This window comes from Pseudomonas sp. UBA7500 (genome assembly GCF_002478435.1).
GTDB lineage: Bacteria > Pseudomonadota > Gammaproteobacteria > Pseudomonadales > Pseudomonadaceae > Aquipseudomonas > Aquipseudomonas palmensis.
This window is the reverse complement of sequence record NZ_DLNW01000022.1, coordinates 1-20,517: the sequence shown is the minus strand read 5'-3', so window position 1 is coordinate 20,517 and position 20,517 is coordinate 1. Positions and strand designations below refer to the sequence as shown.

14 protein-coding genes are annotated in these 20,517 nt (G+C 67.2%); 6 read left to right on the top strand and 8 right to left on the bottom strand.

Annotated elements, in window-relative coordinates:
* The first annotated feature begins 30 nt into the window (after window positions 1-30).
* Genes B4I46_RS10300 through B4I46_RS10280 form a run of 5 tightly spaced genes read left to right on the top strand, consistent with a single transcriptional unit; the run spans window position 31 to window position 5,124 of the window.
* Window positions 31-1,788, top strand: a complete 1,758-nt coding sequence (locus tag B4I46_RS10300; RefSeq protein ID WP_058540748.1) for a bifunctional alpha/beta hydrolase/class I SAM-dependent methyltransferase — start codon at window positions 31-33, stop codon at window positions 1,786-1,788.
* Window positions 1,785-3,104: a phosphatase PAP2/dual specificity phosphatase family protein gene (locus B4I46_RS10295; RefSeq protein ID WP_286900015.1), complete on the top strand. Its 1,320-nt coding sequence runs from the start codon at window positions 1,785-1,787 to the stop codon at window positions 3,102-3,104. The genes B4I46_RS10300 and B4I46_RS10295 overlap by 4 nt, the downstream gene beginning before the upstream one ends.
* Window positions 3,101-3,556, top strand: a complete 456-nt coding sequence (locus B4I46_RS10290; protein WP_078481796.1) for a hypothetical protein — start codon at window positions 3,101-3,103, stop codon at window positions 3,554-3,556. The genes B4I46_RS10295 and B4I46_RS10290 overlap by 4 nt, the downstream gene beginning before the upstream one ends.
* A gap of 10 nt (window positions 3,557-3,566) precedes the next feature.
* The gene (locus B4I46_RS10285) at window positions 3,567-4,190 is read left to right on the top strand and encodes a lysophospholipid acyltransferase family protein (RefSeq protein ID WP_043860711.1); all 624 of its coding nucleotides are present in this window, start codon (window positions 3,567-3,569) and stop codon (window positions 4,188-4,190) included.
* Between the two features lies 1 nt (window position 4,191).
* Window positions 4,192-5,124: a phosphatidate cytidylyltransferase gene (locus B4I46_RS10280; RefSeq protein WP_043860712.1), complete on the top strand. Its 933-nt coding sequence runs from the start codon at window positions 4,192-4,194 to the stop codon at window positions 5,122-5,124.
* A gap of 96 nt (window positions 5,125-5,220) precedes the next feature.
* Here the strand turns inward: B4I46_RS10280 and mmsB are convergent, their stop codons facing one another.
* Together mmsB and B4I46_RS10270 are read right to left on the bottom strand one after the other, a co-directional pair.
* Complete coding sequence (gene mmsB, locus B4I46_RS10275) at window positions 5,221-6,108, bottom strand: 3-hydroxyisobutyrate dehydrogenase (protein ID WP_078481798.1); 888 nt, start codon at window positions 6,106-6,108, stop codon at window positions 5,221-5,223.
* 10 nt (window positions 6,109-6,118) lie between these two features.
* Window positions 6,119-7,645 (bottom strand): CoA-acylating methylmalonate-semialdehyde dehydrogenase, encoded by a 1,527-nt coding sequence (locus tag B4I46_RS10270; protein ID WP_286900009.1) that lies wholly within the window; start codon window positions 7,643-7,645, stop codon window positions 6,119-6,121.
* A 134-nt stretch (window positions 7,646-7,779) separates the two neighbouring features.
* On the opposite strand from B4I46_RS10270, the gene B4I46_RS10265 reads away from it, so the two are divergent.
* Window positions 7,780-8,727: a LysR family transcriptional regulator gene (locus B4I46_RS10265; protein ID WP_043860715.1), complete on the top strand. Its 948-nt coding sequence runs from the start codon at window positions 7,780-7,782 to the stop codon at window positions 8,725-8,727.
* Here the strand turns inward: B4I46_RS10265 and B4I46_RS10260 are convergent.
* From B4I46_RS10260 to recC, 6 genes are all read right to left on the bottom strand, one after another.
* Complete coding sequence (locus B4I46_RS10260) at window positions 8,724-9,215, bottom strand: OmpA family protein (protein ID WP_054916704.1); 492 nt, start codon at window positions 9,213-9,215, stop codon at window positions 8,724-8,726. The two genes, B4I46_RS10265 and B4I46_RS10260, sit on opposite strands and share 4 nt — an antisense overlap.
* 5 nt (window positions 9,216-9,220) lie before the next feature.
* A complete protein-coding gene (locus B4I46_RS10255; protein ID WP_043860716.1) occupies window positions 9,221-10,498 on the bottom strand; it encodes a diguanylate cyclase domain-containing protein in 1,278 nt (425 codons plus the stop codon).
* Window positions 10,495-11,070: a YfiR family protein gene (locus B4I46_RS10250; RefSeq protein WP_043860717.1), complete on the bottom strand. Its 576-nt coding sequence runs from the start codon at window positions 11,068-11,070 to the stop codon at window positions 10,495-10,497. Before B4I46_RS10250 ends, B4I46_RS10255 begins: the two co-directional genes overlap by 4 nt.
* A gap of 115 nt (window positions 11,071-11,185) precedes the next feature.
* The gene (gene recD, locus B4I46_RS10245; RefSeq protein WP_286900007.1) at window positions 11,186-13,264 is read right to left on the bottom strand and encodes an exodeoxyribonuclease V subunit alpha; all 2,079 of its coding nucleotides are present in this window, start codon (window positions 13,262-13,264) and stop codon (window positions 11,186-11,188) included.
* Complete coding sequence (recB, locus tag B4I46_RS10240; protein WP_286900005.1) at window positions 13,261-16,944, bottom strand: exodeoxyribonuclease V subunit beta; 3,684 nt, start codon at window positions 16,942-16,944, stop codon at window positions 13,261-13,263. The genes recD and recB overlap by 4 nt, the downstream gene beginning before the upstream one ends.
* Window positions 16,941-20,420, bottom strand: a complete 3,480-nt coding sequence (gene recC / locus B4I46_RS10235; RefSeq protein ID WP_286900004.1) for an exodeoxyribonuclease V subunit gamma — start codon at window positions 20,418-20,420, stop codon at window positions 16,941-16,943. Before recC ends, recB begins: the two co-directional genes overlap by 4 nt.
* Between the last annotated feature and the right edge of the window lie 97 nt (window positions 20,421-20,517).

Genomic DNA, 20,517 nt, shown 5'->3' with positions numbered 1-20,517 from the left:
AGCCCTCCGAGCCAGATAAGGATATTTGCCATGCGCACCGCGCAATCCCTGCATTTCACCACCCATGACGGCGTAGAACTGCATTACCGCCACTGGCCGGCCAACCGCCAGCCCGGCCAACCGCGCCGCGCCGTGGTGCTGTTCCACCGTGGCCACGAACACGGCGGGCGCATGGCCCACCTGGTGGATGAACTCGACCTGCCCGGCCATGACTTCTTCGCCTGGGACGCCCGTGGCCATGGCGAGTCGCCCGGGGCCCGTGGCGACAGCCCGAGCTTCGCGTGCAGCGTGCGCGATGTGCAGACCTTCATCGAGCACATCGCCCGCGAGCACGCCATCGACGAACAGGACATGGCGGTGCTGGCGCAAAGCGTCGGCGCCGTGCTGATCGCAACCTGGGCGCATGACTATGCGCCGAAGGTGCGCTGCCTGGTGCTCGCCTCGCCGGCCTTCAAGGTCAAGCTGTACGTGCCGTTCGCCCGCCCGGGGCTCAAGCTGATGCGCGCCTGGCGCGGCAACTTCTTCGTCAACAGCTACGTCAAGCCGCGCCTGCTCAGCCACGACCCCGAGCGCATCGCCTCGTATGAAAACGACCCGCTGATCAGCCGGCCGATTTCGGTGAACATGCTGCTTGGGCTGTACGAAGCTGCCGATCGCGTGGTGGCCGATGCCCAGGCGATCCAGGTGCCGACCCAATTGCTGATTTCCGGCGCCGACTTCGTGGTCAAGCGCCAGCCGCAGGAGCAGTTCTTCGAGCGCCTGGGCAGCGTGCACAAGGAAAAGCACGTGCTGCCCGGCTTCTTCCACGACACCCTCGGCGAGCGTGATCGCGGGCATGCGCTGGCGCGTATCCGGCGCTTCGTGGAGCACTGCTTCAGCGTGGCGCCCCAGCGCCCGTCGCTGCTCGATGCCGACCAGCTCGGCGCCAGCTGCGCCGAGGCCGAAAGCCTGGCCGCGCCGCTGCCGCACAACTCGCCGGCCGACCTGTACTGGCGCGCAACCCGCGCCGGCCTGCGCCTGGGCAAGGGCCTGTCGAGCGGGGTCAAGCTGGGCTTCGACACCGGTTTCGATTCGGGCAGCACGCTGGACTACGTCTACCGCAACCAGGCCACCGGCAAGGGCAAGCTGGGCCGCATGATCGACCGCAACTACCTCGACGCCATCGGCTGGAAGGGCATCCGCCAGCGCAAGCTGCATGTGGAAGAGCTGTTGCGCCTGGCCATCGAGCGCCTGCGCGAACAAGGCGCACCGGTGCATATCGTCGACATCGCCGCCGGCCATGGCCGCTACATTCTCGAAGCCCTGCAGGGCCTGGAGCAGCGCCCGGATTCGATCCTGCTGCGCGACTACAGCGAGCTCAACGTGCGCGAAGGCACGGCGCTGATCGAACACAAAGGCCTGGCCGACATCGCCCGCTTCGTGCAGGGCGATGCCTTCGATGCGCAGAGCCTGGCCACCCTTGAACCGCGTCCGAGCCTGGCGGTGGTATCGGGGCTGTATGAACTGTTCGCCAGCAACCAGATGGTCGGCGACTCGCTGGGCGGCCTGGCCCAGGCCGTGGCGCCGGGCGGCTACCTGGTATACACCGGCCAGCCGTGGCACCCGCAGCTGGAGATGATCGCCCGCGCCCTGACCAGCCACCGCGCCGGTCAGGCCTGGGTGATGCGTCGGCGCAGCCAGGTGGAGATGGACCAGCTGGTGGAAGCGGCAGGCTTTCGCAAGGTGTGCCAGCGCATCGACGAGTGGGGCATCTTCAGCGTCAGCCTGGCCCAGCGAGTTGCTGAATGAGCACAGTGCGCGAGCCGGGCCTGATCCGGCGCGGCGTGCTCTGGCTGCTGTTGCTCGGGCCGCTGTTCTTCTTGAGCTATGGCCTGAGCAACACCTTCACCGCCGGGCGCAGCGACGTCGGCAGCCTGGTGTTCGCCTGGGAAAGCAGCATCCCGCTGTGGCCGTGGACCATCCTGCCGTACTGGTCCATCGACCTGCTGTACGGGTTGTCCTTCCTGCTGCCGCTCAGCCGCCTGGAGATGGACCGGCATGCCTTGCGCCTGCTGAGCGCACAGTTGATCTGCATCGCCGGCTTTCTGCTGTGGCCGCTGCGCTTCACCTTCGAGCGCCCTGAACTGCAGGGTGTGTTCGGCTGGCTGTTCGATGTGCTGATGGGCTTCGACAAGCCGTTCAACCAGGCCCCTTCGCTGCACATCGCGCTGTTGGTGATCATCTGGGCGATGTTCGCCCGGCACACCCGTGGGCGGCTGGTGCGCTGGCTGCTGCATGGCTGGATGGGGTTGATCGGTTTGTCGGTGCTGACCACCTGGCAGCACCACTTCATCGACGTGCCCAGTGGCGCAGTGGCAGGCGCGCTGTGTGTATGGCTGTGGCCCGTGGAGGGCCGGCCGGTACTGGGCAGCCTGCAGCCGACCCGTGACCGCCGGCGCTGGCGCCTGGCCGCGTACTACGCGCTGGGCAGCGCCGTGCTGGGTGGGCTGGCGCTGTATGCCGGCGGTATCGCCCTGTTGCTGTTGTGGCCCGCCCTCGCACTGCTGATGGTGGCGCTCAACTATGCCGTGTTGGGCGCCGAGGGCTTTCAGAAAGGCCCGAGCGGCCAGTTGTCGTATGCCGCGCGCTGGCTGCTGGCGCCGTACCTGATCGGCGCCTGGCTCAATTCGCGTTGGTGGACGCGCCGCCATCCACAGGCCGACGAGGTGTGCGAGGGGGTGTACCTGGGGCGGGTGCCTGCACGAGGTCAGGCGGCATCGTTTGCCGCGGTGGTCGACCTGTGTGCAGAACTGCCGGCGGCACACACGCCGGGCCAGGCCTATTGCAGCCTGCCCTGCCTGGACCTGGTGGTGCCCAATGCCGAACGTTGCCGCGAGGCGGCCCAGGCCATCGAGCGACTGCGCCAGCAGGGCCCGCTACTGGTGTGCTGCGCCCTGGGTTACTCGCGCAGTGCCTGCGCCGTGGCCGCCTGGCTGGTACTCGGCGGGCGCTGCCAGAACGCGCAGCAGGCCCAGCAACTGATCGCCCAGGCCCGCCCAGGGGTCGTGCTGCACCCGGCGCACCGCCAGGTGATCGACAGCCTGCCGGCGGGGGGCGGCCTGTGAGTAGCCAGACCCACCTGGCGCTGGTGGCCAGCCTGTTGCGGCGCGGGCGCCAGGTGGAACGCCTGTCGGACGGCATCAGCCTGCTGGCGCTGGCCTATGGCCTGGCGCCACTTGCCGGCGCGCCGGCCCCTGTGATCGGCGCCCTGTTGTGCGTACTGCTGCTGGCAGCCGGCCTGCTGCAAAAATACTGGGGCATGCGGGTTGCGCTGGACGCCGAGCTGTTCGCGCACCTGGCCACCCAGGCCGCAACCTTGTCGCCAACTACCCGCGCGCTGGACCAGGCGCTGTTCGACCTGGGCCTCAAGCCCGCCCCGGTCGACGACCGCGACTGGCAGGCGCGCAGCCGGGCCGCACTGCGCCTGATGCGCCAGCAACTGCTGTGCCTTGGCGTGCAGGTACTGCTGGCGATTGCCGGCATCCTCTGCCTGCCCTGGCTTTCTCTCGTCGGATAAGGACCTCGTCATGCTAGCCGCCCTCACCGCCTTCGGCATCACCTCGGTGGCCCGCCTGATCACGGGCGCCCGCGCCCTGTGGCTGGGCTGTACACCGCAGCCGGTGCAACGCCTGTACTACGCCAACCACAGCAGCCACGGGGACTTCGTGCTGATCTGGGCCTCGCTGCCCCAGGAACTGCGCCGGCACACCCGCCCGGTGGCCGGGGCCGATTACTGGCAAAAACCGGGCATTCGCCAATTTCTGATCAACCGGGTGTTCAACGGCGTGCTGATCGACCGCCAGCACAGCGAGGCTCAGAGCGACCCCTTGCAGCCGATCCATGCGGCGCTGGAGCAGGGCGACTCGCTGATCTTCTTTCCCGAAGGCACGCGCAACCTGGGCGACGAGCCCTTGCTGGCGTTCAAGAGCGGGCTGTTCCATCTGGCCAGTGCCCACCCCGAGGTGGAGCTGATCCCGGTGTGGATCGCCAACCTCAACCGGGTGATGCCCAAGGGCCGTGCCCTGCCCCTGCCGCTGCTGTGCACCCTGAGCTTCGGCGAGCCTCTGCAACGCTTGCCCGATGACAGCAAGCACGCGTTTCTGGAACGGGCACGCCTTGCCCTGCTGGCCCTGGCCCCCAAGGAATCCTGAGATGGACCACAACACACTTCTGCTGTTTGCCGGTATCGGTGGCCTGCTGCTGCTCGCCAGCCTGATCGGGCGCCTGCTCAAATGGCGCGCGGGTCCGGCCCCGCACGCGGTCATCGACAACCTCAATGCGCGCATCAATGCCTGGTGGGTGATGGTGCTGGTGATCGGCCTGGCCTTCGTGTTCGGCAAGCTGGGGGTCATCCTGCTGTTCTATTGCGTGTCGTTCTATGCGCTGCGCGAGTTCCTCACCCTCACGCCCACCCGGCGTGGCGACTACCCGGCACTGGTGGCGGCGTTCTATGTGGCGCTGCCGGTGCAGTACCTGCTGATCGCGATGGACTGGTACGGGTTGTTCAGCATCTTCATCCCGGTGTACCTGTTCTTGCTGCTGCCGATCCTGGCCAGTTTCGGCGGCGATACCACGCGCTTTCTGGAGCGGGCCTCGAAGGTGCAGTGGGGGCTGATGATCGCGGTGTACTGCCTGTCGTCGGTACCGGCCCTGATGACGCTGGATATCCCCGGGTTCGAGGGGCGCAACCTGCTGTTGATCGCCTGGCTGATTCTGGTGGTACAGATTTCCGATGTACTGCAGTACGTGTGCGGCAAGCTGTTCGGCAAGCGCAAGGTGGCGCCGCGGCTGTCGCCGTCCAAGACGCTGGAGGGGTTGCTGGGCGGTGTGGCGCTGGCCACGCTGATCGGCGCGACGCTGTTCTGGATCACCCCGTTCACCTTCTGGCAGGCGGCGCTGATGGCGCTGACCGTGAACGTCATGGGCTTCTTTGGCGGGCTGGTGATGTCGGCGATCAAGCGTGACCGCGGGGTGAAGGACTGGGGGCACATGATCGAGGGGCACGGCGGCATGCTGGACCGCATGGATTCGGTATGTTTCGCGGCGCCGGTGTTCTTTCACTTTGTACGGTACTGGTGGGCTTGAGGGCCAGGCGAGTGCTGCGCACTCGATCGCGGGTCAAGCCCGCTCCCACAGGAACAGCACAGTCCCTGTGGGAGCGGGCTTGACCCGCGATGCTTTCTACTCGGGCTTGCGGTAGCCCTCGATGATCGCCGAGAAGTCCTTGCCACCCTCCCCGCGCAGGCTCATCGCCTGGTACAGCTGCTGCGCCACCGCGCCCAGAATCACCGGCTGGTGCGCCTGACGCGCCGCCTCGGTGGCCAGCCCCAGGTCCTTGAGCATCAGCTCCGCACCAAAGCCACCGGTGTACCCGCGTGATGCCGGCGCCGTCTCGACGATGCCCGGCCACGGGTTGTAGGTGTCCGAACTCCAGCAACGCCCGGTGGAGCTGTTGATGATGCCGGCCAGCACCTTGGTGTCGATGCCCAGGGCATTGCCCAGGGCCATGGCCTCGGACACGCCGATCATCGAGATGCCCAGCAGCAGGTTGTTGCAGATCTTGGCGATCTGCCCGGTACCCACCTCGCCGCAGTGCACGATGTTGCGCCCCATCTGCGCCAGCACCGGCTGCAGGGTGGCGAACAGCGCCTCACTGGCGCCGACCATGAAGGTCAGGGTACCCGCCGCCGCGCCGCCGGTGCCGCCCGACACCGGCGCATCGGCCAGGTCCACACCCTGCCTGGCCGCCGCTGCATGCACCGCACGCACGGTCTGCGGGTCGATGGTGCTGCAGTCCACTACCGGGGTACCGGCGCGTACGCCGGCCAGCACGCCGTCTTCGTTGAGGTACACGCTGCGCACATGGGCAGCGGCCGGCAGCATGGTGATGACCAGCTCGCTGGCGCTGGCCGCGTCCTTGGGCGAGGCACTGATCTGCCCGCCGAGTTCGGCCAGTTCTGCCAGTACGTCCTTGTTCAGGTCGAACAGACTGAGCTGATGGCCGGCCTTGATCAGGTTGCGCGCCATCGGCGCGCCCATGTTGCCCAGCCCGATGAATGCAATACGCATGGTCGACTCCTTAACGCAGGCTGATGGTGGTGTTCACGCCATCGTTGACGCTGTCGTCGTCGAACCAGCGCGCGGTGACGGTCTTGGTCTGGGTGTAGAACTGCACCACTTGCTTGCCGTAGGGGCCCAGGTCACCCAGCTTGGAGCCGCGCGATCCGGTGAAACTGAAGAACGGTACCGGCACCGGGATCGGAATGTTGATGCCCACCTGGCCCACGTCGATCTCGCTCTGGAACTTGCGCGCCGCGGCGCCGCTCTGGGTGAACAGGCCCGTGCCGTTGCCGAACGGGTTGCGGTTGACCAGGGCGATGGCCTCGTCGAGGGTGTCGACCTCCAGCACCACAAGCACCGGGCCGAAGATTTCCTGGGTGTAGATCTGCATGTCGGTGGTCACGCCGGAGAACAGCGTGGGGCCGACGAAGTTGCCCTGCTCGTAGCCGGGCACCTGAACGTCGCGGCCATCGAGTTCGAGGGTGGCGCCTTCCTTGATGCCGCTTTCGATCAGGCCCAGCACACGCTCCTTGGCGCGCTTGGAGATCAGCGGGCCCACATCGGTGCCAGGCTCGCTGCCGGCGTTGACCTTGAGCTTGGCGGCCAGGGCCTTGAGCTCCGGCAGCCATTCGCGGGCCTTGCCCACCAGCACCGCCACCGAGGTGGCCATGCAGCGTTGGCCGGCAGCGCCGAAACCGGCACCTACCAGGGCATTGAGGGTTTGCGTGCGGTTGGCGTCGGGCAGCACCACGGCGTGGTTCTTGGCGCCCATCATCGACTGCACGCGCTTGCCGTGCTGGCCGGACAGGTTGTACACGTGGGTGCCGACCTCGGTGGAGCCGACGAACGAGATCGCCTTGATGTCGGTATGGGTGCACAGCGCATCCACCACCTGCTTGCCGCCGTGCACCACGTTGAGCACGCCGGCCGGCACACCGGCTTCCAGCGCCAGCTCCACCAGCATCATGGTCGACAGCGGGTCCTGCTCGGACGGCTTGAGCACGAAGGTGTTGCCGCACACGATGGCCATCGGGAACATCCACAGCGGAATCATTGCCGGGAAGTTGAACGGGGTGATGCCGGCGCACACGCCGATGGGCTGGCGCAGGGTGTAGGTATCGACGCCGCCGGCCACGTTCTCGGCGAACTCGCCCATCTGCAGGGTGCCGATGGAGCACGCATGCTCGACCACTTCAAGGCCGCGGAAGATGTCGCCTTCGGCGTCGGCGATGGTCTTGCCCTGCTCGGCGCTCAGGGTCACGGCGATGCGCTTGGAGTGTTCGCGGATCAGCGCCTGCAGCTTGAGCATGATGCGCATGCGCGCGCCGATCGGGGTGTCGCGCCAGGTCTTGAACGCACGCTGGCCGGCAGCGATGGCGGCATCGACTTCTTCGGCGGTGGCAAAGGGTACGCGGGCCAGCACCTGCTGGGTGGCCGGGTTGACCACGTCGCGCCATTCGGTGGTTTTCGACTCGACCCACTGGCCGTCGATCAGCAGCTTGACGCTGTCGACCTTGGTCTGGCCGGGCGTGAGGGATGCGTTCATGAGGGGTTCTCCTGGATTTATTGTTAGGGAGAGAAACGCCGACGCGGCAGCCGCGACGGTGCTTGGGTCCTGGGCTGAATTGGAGTATAGATGTGCAAACTTCTAATAAGAACGCACATAAAAGCCGGACCAACATGCAAAAAAACATCACATCCCTGGGGTCGCTGAACTGGGACGACCTCAAGTTCTTCCTCGAAGTGGCGCGCACGCGCAAGGCCAGCAGCGCGGCCAAGCGCCTGGGCGTGGACTACACCACGGTGTCGCGGCGCATCAGTTCGCTGGAGGTGGCGCTGGGCACGTTGCTGTTCGAAAAGTCGCGCACCAGCGGCTTCGTGCTCACCGCCGAGGGGCAGCGCCTGCTCAGCTATGCCGAGGCCATCGAGAGCACCCTGCACATGGCCTGCGAGCAGGTGTCCGGCTCGGGCGTGGCGCTGTCGGGGCATGTGCGCATGGGCTGCACCGAAGGCTTTGGCAGCTTCTTCATCACCCCGCAGTTGAGCCACTTCGTCGATGCCTACCCGGCGATCTCGGTGGATATCCTGCCGCTGCCGCACTTCATCAGCCTGTCCAAACGCGAGGCCGACATCGTGATCGCGCTGGAGCGCCCGGAACACGGACCCTATGTGTGCTGCAAGCTGTGCGACTACCGCCTGCGCCTGTACGCCACCCGCGACTACCTGGACAACCACGAGCCGATCCTGCGCAGCAGCGACCTGGCCCGGCACCCGTTCATCAGCTACGTGGACGACCTGGCATTCAGCTCCGAGCTGCTGTACCTGGCCAACCTGCTGCCCACCGCTACCGCACACCTGCGCAGCACCAGCGTGATCGCCCAGTACGTGGCGGCCCAGCAGGGTCGCGGGCTGGCCATCCTGCCGTGTTTTCTGGCCGCACAGGACCCGCGGCTGGTGCCGGTGCTGCCGGGGGAAGTGGAGATTACCCGGCAGTTCTGGATGTACTGCCGGGAGGACCTGCGCAAGCTCAAGCGCATCACGCTGCTGTGGGACTACATCCGCGACGTGACCGAGCGCAACGCGCCCCTGCTGATGGGCGAGTCGCACACGATGAGTTTTGCCGACTAGTCGGAGGCGACCACGATCGCCACGCGGCGGTTTTCGGTGCGGCCGGCGGCGGTGTCGTTGCTGGCCACCGGCTCGCGGCTGCCAAGGCCGCGGGTCTCGACGTTCTCGGGGCGCATGCCCACGCCCACCAGCACCCTGGCCACGCTGGCCGCCCTGCGCGCCGACAGCTGTTCGTTGTAGCTGGCCTTGCCGGATGAATCGGTATGGCCATCCACCCGCACCCGTTCGATGTGCACCGACAGCAGCGCCTTGCCGATACGCTCGACGATCTCGCGGCTCTGGGTGTTGAGTGCATCCAGGTCGCTGCCGAACAGCACCTTGCCGGACAGGCCGAAGGTCCAGCCCTCGTCGGTGGGCGTGAACCCCTCCTGTTTGAGCACGGCTATCTGCTCGGGGGTCAGGCCCTTGGGCGGCGGGGTCTGGCAGCCGCCGAGGGCGAAAAGGGCCAGGGCCAGAAAGGCCAGGTGCAAGCGAAGGTATCGAGTCAGGTGAATCACGGTTCAGCTCCTGTTTTTGCGCTGGACGCAGAGAACTCCGCCTCTGCCGACTGGGGCCCGTCACGGGTGTGACGCTTGGCCTGGTACATCGCCGCATCGGCGGCATTGAGCAACTCGGCCGGGGTACGGCCGTCATCGGGAAACACTGCGATGCCTACGCTCAACGAGGTGACGACGCACTGGCCGTCCGGCAGGCGGATAGGCAGGCTCATGCTGGCGGCTATCTTGTCGGCGATACGCTGGGCATCCTCGAAGCGATGCAGAGGGGTAAGCAGCACCGCAAATTCGTCCCCCCCCAGACGCGCCACCAGGTCGTGCTCGCGCAGCTGCGCACGCACCCGGCTGGCCACGGCGACCAGCACCTCGTCGCCTGCGGCATGGCCGTAGCTGTCGTTGATTTCCTTGAAGCGGTCGCTGTCCAGAAACAGCAGCGCCAGCCCGTCGCCATGCTTGATCGCGTTGCGCAGGCTGCGGCTCAGGCGGCCCTCGAAGAACGCCCGGTTGGGCAGGCCGGTCAGGCTGTCGTGGCTGGCCTGGTGGGCCAGGGTCTCGTTCTCGCTCTGCAGGTGGTTTTGCCAGGCTTCCATTTCGTCGAGCAGGGCATTGAAGTCGTTGCCCAGCTCGTTGAGTTCGGCGATCTGGGTGGAGGGCACGCGCCGGTCGAAGCTGCGTTCGCGCCGCGCCGCATGGGCCACGCTGGCCAGCCCGCGCAGGGGCCCCACGATATCGGCGAACAGCCGGCGCGACAGGTACAGCGCACTCACCGCGCTGAGCGCCGTGCACAGCAGAATGCCCGCCAGACCACTGAGCAGAAAGCGCATCAGGCTGCCGCCCTGGCCAACCAGCTCGATGCGCCCCACCTGCTGGCCCTGGTGCACCACCGGCAGCCGGATCGGCTCTTCGAGCAGGGTCCGGGCGATCTTGAGCTCCAGCTGGTCGAGCATGCCGCCTTCACTGCGCTCCCAACTGGCCAGCAACTGGTCCGCATCGTCGAAGACCTTGACGTTGGCCACTTCCTCGGCCGCAGCAATCAGCGCCAGGGCTTCGTTGGCGGCGCTGCTGTCGTTGAACACCACCGCGGCCTCGACGGTGTAGTTGATCGAACGGGCAATCAGGTGAAGGTTGTGGTTGGCATAGACGCGCAATGCCAGCACCCCCAGCACGGTCAGCGAGATGCCGGCCAGCCCGATGGCCAGCAACGCCACGCCCAGGTGCCCGCGGCTGAGCACCGCGCGCAACGTGGTCCGTTCGCGTGTCTTGAGCCAGCCGATCATGGCTGCAGCGCTCGGCGCCGCGACAATTGCAGCACGCTGGGATGGATGCGCACGCCGCTGCGCGCCACCGAGTCGAGGTTCACGTCAAAGGCCACCTGGGTGTCCTTGACCCGCAGGCAGAACAGGCTGCCGACCGTACAGGGGTCATCCGCTTCGCTGATGCTCAGCACCGGCTTGCCGTTGATCGCGCTGATGAGCTGGCTGCGCGCCTCGCCACTGAGCTTGCCGATGTACACCGCGTCGCACTGGGTGAGGATACGCGGATCCCCCGCCAGCAGGCGACGTACGGTCAGCGGCCGGCCGGTGGCCTGGGTGGTCCCCTTGACCAGGTCGTCGGCATATTCGGTAGGGCCGATCAGGCACAGGCGCAGTTGTTCGGGTTCCACCGGCCAGCGCGCGTAACTGAGGATACCCAGTACCACCTGGGTCACGGCCTTGGCCCGCTGCTCGGCCAGTGTGGCGGCCGCGGCGCCCTGGGCCATGCCGTGCAGCGGAAGTACCAGCACCAACGCCGCCAGCAGCATGAGCCTCCAGCGTTTTACACGTCCCGGTGTAAGGGCGGCGACCTTCATATAGGAAATCTCTTAAGACCATGCCTTGCGTGGGGGCAAGATAGCATAACGCCTGCTTTTCCCGCGAGGTCGCCTCCAAGGGCGGATCAGCCGAATCGTCGGCTGCGCCGGCGCCTTACACCTGTTCCAGCATCAGCCCGGAAATACGCTTGACCTTGCGCCGCACCGCCTCCTCGAAAATGCCCTGGCGCGGCTCTATCAGGCTGAAGCAGTCCTTGGCGCGGGTGATGCCGGTGTAGATCAGTTCCTTGGTCAACACCGGGTTCAAGGCGTCGGGAAGCACCAGAACCGTGTGGGAGAACTCCGAGCCCTGGGACTTGTGCACCGTCATGGCGTACACGGTTTCAACCTCACTTAACCGGCTGGGCAGGACGAATCTGACGCCGCCCTGGCCATCGTTCCGAGGAAACGCCACCCGCAGCAAGGGTGTGGAGGCCTGGGCGTCCGGCAGGCGCAAGGCAATGCCGATATCGCCGTTCATCAGGCCCAGACCATAGTCGTTGCGCGTCATCAGCACCGGGCGGCCTTCGTACCAGGGCTGTTCACCATCGATCAGACCGGCCGCCGTCAGCACCTTGCCGACCCGCTGGTTCAGGCCCTCGACACCCCAGGGGCCCTTGCGCACCGCGCACAGCAGCTGGAAGCGCTCGAAGGCGCGCAGCACCTTCAGTGCCCACGCCTCCCAGCGTGGATCGTCAGCGGCGGTATCCGGCGCCGGGCGGGTCTGGCGAATCAGGTGCAGGTACTCACGATAGCCCTGCGGGCTGTCGCCACCGCGGCCCAGCCCCTGCAGCAGCAGGGTGTCGAGCTTGCGGTCGTGCTCGCCGCTCAGGCGCAGGCTGCGCACGTCGGCAAGACCTTGCTCGAGCAGCGCACGGGCCTGTTCCGGCTGCTGGCCGTTGACCTGGCGCGCCAGCTGGCCGATACCGCTGCCCTCACCAAAGCGGCGCGAATGGCGCAACATCACCACTTGCTGGGGCAAGGGGTCGCGCTGGGCATCGCCCTCGACCAGGCCGCTGCCGGCCAGCGACTCGCCACTGACCTGCTCCAGCCAGCTGCGGGTGGCAGCGCTGTAGCGCCCGGCCTCGGCATCGCGGCACAGGTCGCCCAGCACTGCGCCGGCCTCGACCGACGCCAGCTGGTCCTTGTCCCCGAGCAGAATCAGGCGCGCATGCCCCGGCATCGCCGCCAGCAGGTTGGCCATCATTTCCAGGTCGATCATCGAGGCCTCGTCGACCACCAGCACGTCCAGTGGCAACGGGTTGCCGGCGTGGTGACGAAAATGTCGCGAGCCCGGGCGGCTGCCCAGCAGGCGGTGCACGGTGGAGACATCGCTGGGGATGTTGCTGCGCACGGCGTCACTGACGGCCAGCCGCTCCACCTGCTGGCCGATGGATTCGGTAAGACGCGCCGCTGCCTTGCCGGTCGGTGCGGCCAGGCGGATACGCAACGGGCGCCCGACCTCCACGGCCGGGGCCTGCAACAGGGCCAGCAGGCGCACCACGGTGGTGGTCTTGCCGGTGCCGGGGCCGCCGGTGATGATGCTGAACGCACTGCGGGTGGCCAGCGCGCAGGCGAGCTTCTGCCAGTCGACCTGACCGGCCAGCGCCGAGCCTTCGAACAGCGCATCCAGGCGGGCGCGCAAATCGGCGGGCGTGGGTTCGGCCTGTTCCAGGCGTTCGCGCAGGGCACTGTCGATGCGCCGTTCATAGGCCCAGTAGCGGCGCAGGTACAGGCGCTGCCCACTCAACACCAGGGGGCGCGAGGCCTGCGCTTCGCTGCTGCCCAGGGCAACCAGCGCGCTGCCTTGCAGGCGCTGGCACCAGGTGGCCAGATCGAGGCGCTCCAGCAGTTGCGAAGGCAGCAGCAGGGGGCCGGCCAGGGCATCGCCCTCGGGTGGCAACGACAAGGCAAAGTCAGGCTCGGCCAGGGTTTCGGCCAGGTCCAGGCACACGTGCCCGTGCCCCAACTGGTGGCTGGCCAGTGCGGCGGCCAACAGCACCAGCGGGTCGGCCTGCGGGTCGCGTTCGCCGAGGAAAGCCACGAAGGCGCGGTCCAGTGCTCGCAGCCAGCCGCGCTCGACCCATCGATCGAGCAGCGCCAGCAGGTCGGCGCCCACCGTCAACGGCGCCAGGGCCGCCAGATGCCCGGCATCCAGAGGGGTGGGCAACAGGTCGTCGAACGTGCGGCTCATGCGCTGTCTCCGGAAAACAGATCAGGTTGCTGCGGTGCGCTTGCGCCGCTGAACAGGGCATCGAGCCGCTCGATCAGCACGCGCGGCGGCTTGATGAAGTACAAGCCCTGGCTGGCCGCGTGCACCCCACGCAGGAACAGGAACACCGCGCCGCCCACATGCCGGTCGTAGTCGTAGTCGGGCAGGCGGGCACGCAGCTGACGGTGCAGGGCCAGCAGGTACAGCACGTACTGCAGGTCGTAGCGATGCTCGAGGATCGCGCCCTCCATCGCCAGCTCGCTGTAGGCCTGGTCGTCGGTGCCCAGCCAGTTGGACTTGTAGTCGGCCACGTAGTAGCGCCCGTCGTGCTCGAATGCCAGGTCGATGAAGCCCTTGAACATGCCATTGAGCAGCGCCGACTGCGCGGCCGGTCGGGCCGCGCCGTCGTGGGTGTGGGTGCATACCAGGCGGTCGAGGGCCAGCACGTCGACCTGATGGCTGGCGAACCAGAACTCCATCTCGATCTGGTACTGGCTCAACTGGCCCAGGGCAACCGGCGCACTGTCCGGTGCCAGGTGCAGCGGTGCGTTCAGCAGGTGTTCGAGCCAGTGGCCGAGGGTGTTGATCCAGCCGGTCCAGTCGCGCCGGTTGCAGCGCTGGGCCACGGTCTTGTGCAGTTGCTCGGGCGCCGCGACCACCTGGCCGAAGCCTTCGTGACCGGCCCATTCGAGCAGCCCGTGGAGGAAGGTGCCGGGGTTGGGGCCACGCGGGAAGCGGTGGATGTCGCCGCCCGTCGCCACGACTTCGCGCAGGGCCTGCGGATCGGCCGGTTCGTCATCGAGCAGTTGCTGGGCCTGGGAGCTGTCGGCGGTGAGCAGCTCCTCGCCGATGCGCAGTGCACTGTAGGAGGCGATCCACCAGTTCTCTGCGGCGCGGCGGCGCGGCTGGCGGGCCGGAAGCAACTCGGCGGTGTTGCGCGGGGCCTGGTAGCGCTGGGTGTCGGCAATGGGCAATACCTGGCTGTGGATGGTCGCGCAACCTTCCTGCAATGCCTGCAGCCAGCCCTCAAGGGCGGTGGAAGCCGGCAGTACAGCGCCGCCGCCCAGCAGGTAGCCGAGCGCGCAGCGGTGCAGCAGCGACTCCTTGCCGGTGCCGCGCTTGAGGTCCGCCACCCCCAGCCAGCACGCGTGCTGGGCACGGGTCAGGGCCACGTAGAGCAGACGCAGGTCTTCGGCCAGGCGCTCGTCATCGGCCAGGGCGATCTGCTCGGCATCAGGGGTCAGGGTCAGCTGGGCATTGCCCTGGGCGTCGTGCCAGCCCAGTGGCAGGCGCTTGCCGTCCACCGGCTTGGCGGTGCTGATGAAGGGCAGGAACACCAGCGGGTATTCCAGCCCCTTGGATTTGTGGATGGTCACCACCTTGACCAGTTGCTCGTCGCTTTCCAGGCGCAGGATCTGTTCTTCACCGGCCTGGCCGGAGCTGGCCAGGTGTTCGCTCAGGTGGCGGATCAGCGCCTGCTCGCCGTCCAGCTCGGTGGCCGCCTGCTGCAGCAGCTCGGCCAGGTGCAGCAGGTTGGTCAGCACCCGTTCGCCATCGCTGCGGCGCATCAGTACCTGGGGCAGGTCGAAGTCGTGCAGCAGGTGACGCAGCATCGGCAGAACGCCCTGGGTGCGCCAGAGGTGGCGATAGTCGCGGAACTTCATGACCCAGTGTTCCCACACCCGCTCGTCCTGGTTGAGCTGGGCCAGCCGGGTCAGCGGCAGGTCGAGGGTGACGCTGGCCAGCGCCGCCTTGAGCAGGCGCTCGCTGTCGGGTTCGGCGCAGGCCTTGAGCCACGCCAGCAGGTCGTGTGCCTCCTGGGCGGCGAACACCGAGTCCTTGTCCGACAGGTAGACGCTGCGTACGTCGCGGGCGGCCAGTTCGGCGCGGATCAGCTGGGCCTCGCGACCGTCGCGAACCAGGATCGCAATGTCCGATGGCAAACAGCCACGCAACGCCTGGCCTGGCTGGACAAAGCCGCTGGTGCCCAGCTGGCCGCCGTTGAGCAGGCTGACGATCTGGGTGGCGCAGCTGGCGGCTACCTGTTGGCGATAGACCGCGCCGGACAGCGGCTCGTCGCTTGCCAGGTGCCACAGGTTGAGCGCTGCCAGGGGCTGCCCGTCGACCTGCAGGTGCTCCTTGCGCCCCTGCGCCCTGACCGCCACGAAGGGGACGGGGTTTTCGTCGCCGTCGCGGAACAGGAACGCCCCGCGACCGGCCTCGCGCTGTTCGGCGCGCATGAATACATGGTTGACCGCATCGACCATCGGCTGGCTTGAGCGGTAGTTGGTATCCAGGCTGTGCAGCCGTCCGTGGGTGGCGCGTCGGGCGCCCAGGTAGGTGAAGATGTCGGCGCCGCGGAAGGCATAGATGGCCTGCTTGGGGTCGCCGATCATGAACAGCCCGGTTTCGCGCACGTCCTCCTCGATGCGATAGATACGCTGGAAGATGCGGTACTGCACCGGGTCGGTGTCCTGGAATTCATCGATCAGGGCCACCGGGAACTGTTCGCGGATCAGCCCGGCCAGGCGCTCGCCGGCCGTCCCGCCCAAGGCCGAGTCGAGACGCAGCAGCATGTCGTCGAAGCCCATTTCGGCGCGGCGGCGCTTTTCCTGCTCGAAGCGTTTCGACACCCAGTTGGCGGCGTGTTCGAGCAGGCGGGCGTCCGGGGTCGGCAACGCCTGCAGCTCCAGGCGCAGGCTGGGCATGGCATCCAGCGCCGGGTGGCTGGGCGGCTCGCCCTTCCAGGCTTCGGCCATGCCTTGCGGGGTGAAGCGGGTGAACCCGGTGCCAATATCCAGCTCCACCGCCTGCTCGTCCTGGGCCCAGGCCGCGATCTTCTCGCACCAGGGTTCGAAATAGCGCGGCTGCATCTTGCGCCCGTCCACCTGCTTGGCGGCATGTGCGGCATGGCACAGTTGCAGCAGTTCCTGGGCCCACTGTGCCCAGGGCGCCTTGAGCTGGCGCAGCCGTTCGGCACGTTGTTGCACCACCGCTTCGATCAGCGCCTGTGGGTCGGCGCTGTCTTCCTCGCTCCGCGTGCGGCCGAACAGCGCGCGCACCCTGGGCAGCAATGCCTCGGGGCTGCTCCAGTGGCTGCGCACCCAGGCCAGGGCCTCGCCGTGCATGGGGTAGCAGAAGCGCCGCCAGTAGTCGCGCATGACCTGGCCGAGCAGCTCGCTGTGGTCGGTCTCCAGGGTCTGGGTGAACAGGCTGCCGCTGTCGAACGCGTGCTCGCGCAGCATCCGCTGGCACCAGCTGTGGATGGTCGAGACGGCGGCTTCGTCCATCCACTGCGCGGCAACGTCCAGGCGGTTGGCGCAGGCGGGCCAGGTGTCCGGGGCGTAGTGCTCGCGCAGTTGCACCAGCAAGGGGTCGGCTTCGGGCAGTTCGCCACGGAAGAACCGCGCCGCTTCGGCCAGGCGGGTGCGAATGCGCTCGCGCAGCTCTTTGGTGGCCGCATCGGTGAAGGTCACCACCAGGATCTGTGGCGGCAGCAGCTCGCGCCCGAAGCCCTGCTCGCCGCCATGGCCCAGCACCAGGCGCAGGTACAAGGCAGAGATGGTGAAGGTCTTGCCGGTACCGGCACTGGCTTCGATCAGTTGGCTGCCGTGCAGCGGGAAGGTCAGTGCCAGCGGCGGCTGGTGTGCGTGGGCAGTCATGGATGCGCCTCTTCACTGCCCAGGCGTTGCCAGGCGGCTTCGAACATCGGCCGGTACAGTGCCTCGCACCAGCCCTCGAATTCTTCACTCGCGGTCAGCGCCGCGAAATCACTGAACTGTCGGGCCAGTGCGGTGCTCTCGCTGCGCTCGCCGCGGGTGTTCTGGCCGTCGCCGTCGTAGGCCTTGGCTGCGGCCGCCAGGGCTTTTTCAGGGTCACTCTGGCCGAGCCAGGTGAAGGCGGTCTTGATCGCCACCGGCAGCGGCGCATTCATGCCGGCCTGCCGGGCCACCAGCAGGTCGCCGAGCAGTTCCGCGGCACGCGGTTGCTCCAGCGGGTCGAGCAACAGGGTCACGTCGGTGGCGACCACTGCGCTGCTCAACCGGTGCCCCACGGCACACGCTGCCAGGTGCATGACCCAGGTCGCCACCAGTCGGTGCCACTTGAGCGATTTGCCGCTGCTGATGCCGTTGGGCAAGGTGGTGATGCTCAGCAGCGCCTGGTCGTCACGTTGGTACACCCGCCCCAGCCAGCCTTCGAGCCGCAGCTGGCGATACTCGAAGCTGATCGGCAGCGCACTGTCGATCAGGGTTGGCCATTGGCCGAGCAGTTGAGCGTGTCGCAACAGCAGGTCGGGCAATGGCTCGATCAGTTCGGCCTGCAGGCATTCACCGAAGCCGGCCAGCGGCAGCATGCCGCTGCGTTGCAGGCGACGGGCCTGGGCCTGCAGGGCGTCGGTGCTGTTGGTGGGGTCGGCCAGGGCTGCGCCCAGCAAGCTTTCGCTCAGGCTGTAGCGCTGCAGGGCGTCGAGCACGAAGGGCTCTTCGTCGGCCAGGGGGGCTTCGGCGGCTTCGAAGAACACCTTCAGGCGCTGGCTGAAGAAGTGCCGAACGGGGTGGCGCATGAAGTCCTGGAGCAAGGTCAGGCTCAGGGGCTCTTCGGGCACGAAAGGCTCCAGTTGGTCGGCCTCGGTCGGCAGCTGCGTTGGCGGCAGGTGCAGGGCGCGCCATTCGCTGGCATAGCTGAACAGGTTGCTGTGCTTGTGGAAGTAGCGGGCGCTGAACGGTTGCAGGGGGTGTTCCTGCGTCAAGGCGTGCAACAGTTGCAGACCGCCCTCCACTGGGTCGTCGGCCTTGGCCTTGGGGCTGCGCCAGCCGGCGGCGAGGTGATCGCGCAACTGGCCGATGAGCACCGACGCCGGCCGCTCGCTGTTGTCGCGAATGCTACGGCCCACCCAGCTGACGTACAACTGCTCACGCGCCGAAAGCAACGCTTCGAGCAGCAGGTAACGGTCGTCCTCGCGCCGAGAGCGGTCGCCGGGGCGGTAGTCGCTGCCCATCAGGTCGAAGTCCAGCGGCGGCTGCGCACGCGGGTAGTCACCATCGTTCATGCCCAGCAGGCACACCACCTTGAAGGGGATGGCACGCATGGGCATCAGGGTGCAGAAGTTCACCGAGCCGGCCAGAAAGCGCTGGGACAAGCGCCCCTGGTCCAGGCCGGCGAGCCAGGCTTCGCGCACCACCGTCAACGGCAAGGCGTCCTCGAGCCCGACCGACTCGCAGGTTTGCAGCCAGGTTTCGCACAGGCCCTGCAGTTGCACCAGCAGGTAGTCATCGTGTTCGGTTTCGGCCAGGAAAAACACCTGCAGCAGGGCATGCAGGCGCGTGCCCCATTGCGCCGCCGGTGCCGGCTGCGAGAGCTCGGCATGGGCCACCTCGAGCGCATCGAGCAGGGCCACCAGCGGGCCGATCAGGGCAGCATCGAGGCCGCCGATTTCATCATAGGGTTCGATGTCGTCGCAGCTGTCGCCCGTGCCCACCGCATAGCCCAGCAGCATGCGGCGCAGGCCGAATCGCCAGCTGTTCTGCTCGAGGTCATCGGGCAGGCCCAGGCCGGCACGCTGCTGTGCATTGAGGCCCCAGCGCACGCCGGCCCCTTCGATCCAGCGGTGCAGCGTGGGCAGGTCGCTTTCCTTGATCGCGAAGCGGGCACGCAGGGCGGGAACATCCAGCAGATCGAGAATCTCGCTCACCGGGAAGCGGCTGTCCGGCAACTTGAGCAGGTGCTCCAGGGCAATCAGCAGCGGGTCGCGGCCGCGCTGGCCCTGGTCGGTCAGGGTGAAGGGAATGTAGCGCGGGTCGTTGCGCCCAAGCTGGCCGAACACGGCGCGGATGTGGGGCGCATAGGTGTTGATGTCCGGCAGCATCACGATCACGTCGCGCGGGCGCAGACCGGGGTCGGCGCTGAAGCGGGCGAGCAACTGGTCGTGCAGGATCTCGACCTCGCGCTGCGCGCTGTGGGCCACATGAAAACGCACCGAGCGGTCCTTGGCCGGGTCGACGGCGGGCCACAAGGCGCGGGTCTCGGCCAATGGGCGCAGTTCGAGAATGTCGTCCTGCAACTGGTTGAGCAGAGTGGCCTGCCCGTTCTCGGTGAACAGGTCGATGCGCCCGTCACTGAACACATTGCGATAGCTGCCCGGGTCATCGTAGCTGTCGAGCAGGTTGATGTAGTCCCGGCCCTGCTTGCCCCAGGCCGCAAGCAGCGGATGGGCATGCTGGTGCAGGGTGTCGGCGTCGATCAGGCTGGGCATGCCTTGCTTGCGCTGCTGGCGCTTGTACTGATGGCGCAGCAGGTCCTTGTCGGCGACGATATCGGCCCAGTGGTGACGGCATGGGTTGTGCACGCATAGCAGTACCTGGCTGAAACGTGCCAGGCCTGCCAGCGCTTCAAGGGCCTGGGCCGGCAACGAAGAAATGCCGAACACGATGACCCGCGATGGCAGGCCCTTGGGGGCTTGTTCCAGTGAATTGATGCGCTCGACGAAACGCTGGTGCACGCCGGCACGGCTCTGGGCCATGCCTTCCTCCCCCACATCCAGCAGCAAGGCACGCCACAGCTCTGCCTGCCAGCAGTTGGCGGGGGCCAGCGCACGGGAGTCGCCACGAGCGTTGCTCAGCACGTGACGTCCGGCTGCCCAGTCCTTCAGCCAATCGGCACGGTACACCTGGTATTGGTCGAACAGGTCGGCAAGGCGCTCGGCCAGCTGGTAGCGCTTGCGCAGGTCGCTGTCATCGGTAAGAAAGCGCTGCAACGGCTCGAAATGCGGCTGGTTGATCACTTCCGGCAGCAGGCGCATCAGGCGCCAGGTCAAGGGCGCCTTGTCGAGCGGGGAGGTTTCAGGAATCTCTTCGCGGCCAAGTACCCGGCGGTACAGCTGCCACATGAAGCTACCAGGCAACTGCACATCGATGGCGGCCGCGATGCCGCAACCGCCCTGGTCATCGTCCTGCGGGTCTTCGGCCAGGGCCAGCTTGAGCCACTGGGCGATACCGTTGCTCTGCACCAGCACCATCTCGTTTTCCAGGGGTGCCAGCGGGTAACGCCGCATCAGGCTCACCACCAGGCCACGCAGTTCATCCAGGTGGTTGCCGTGAACGACCATGAATCCCGGTTGAAGCGTGCTTGCATGCGGCATGGGGCATCCCTTGGGCTGTGCGGATTTTGGGGGGAACCTTATCACGGTCTGCGTACAGACCGAGGGCCTGCAGCTTTTCGGCCCACAAAGACAAAAC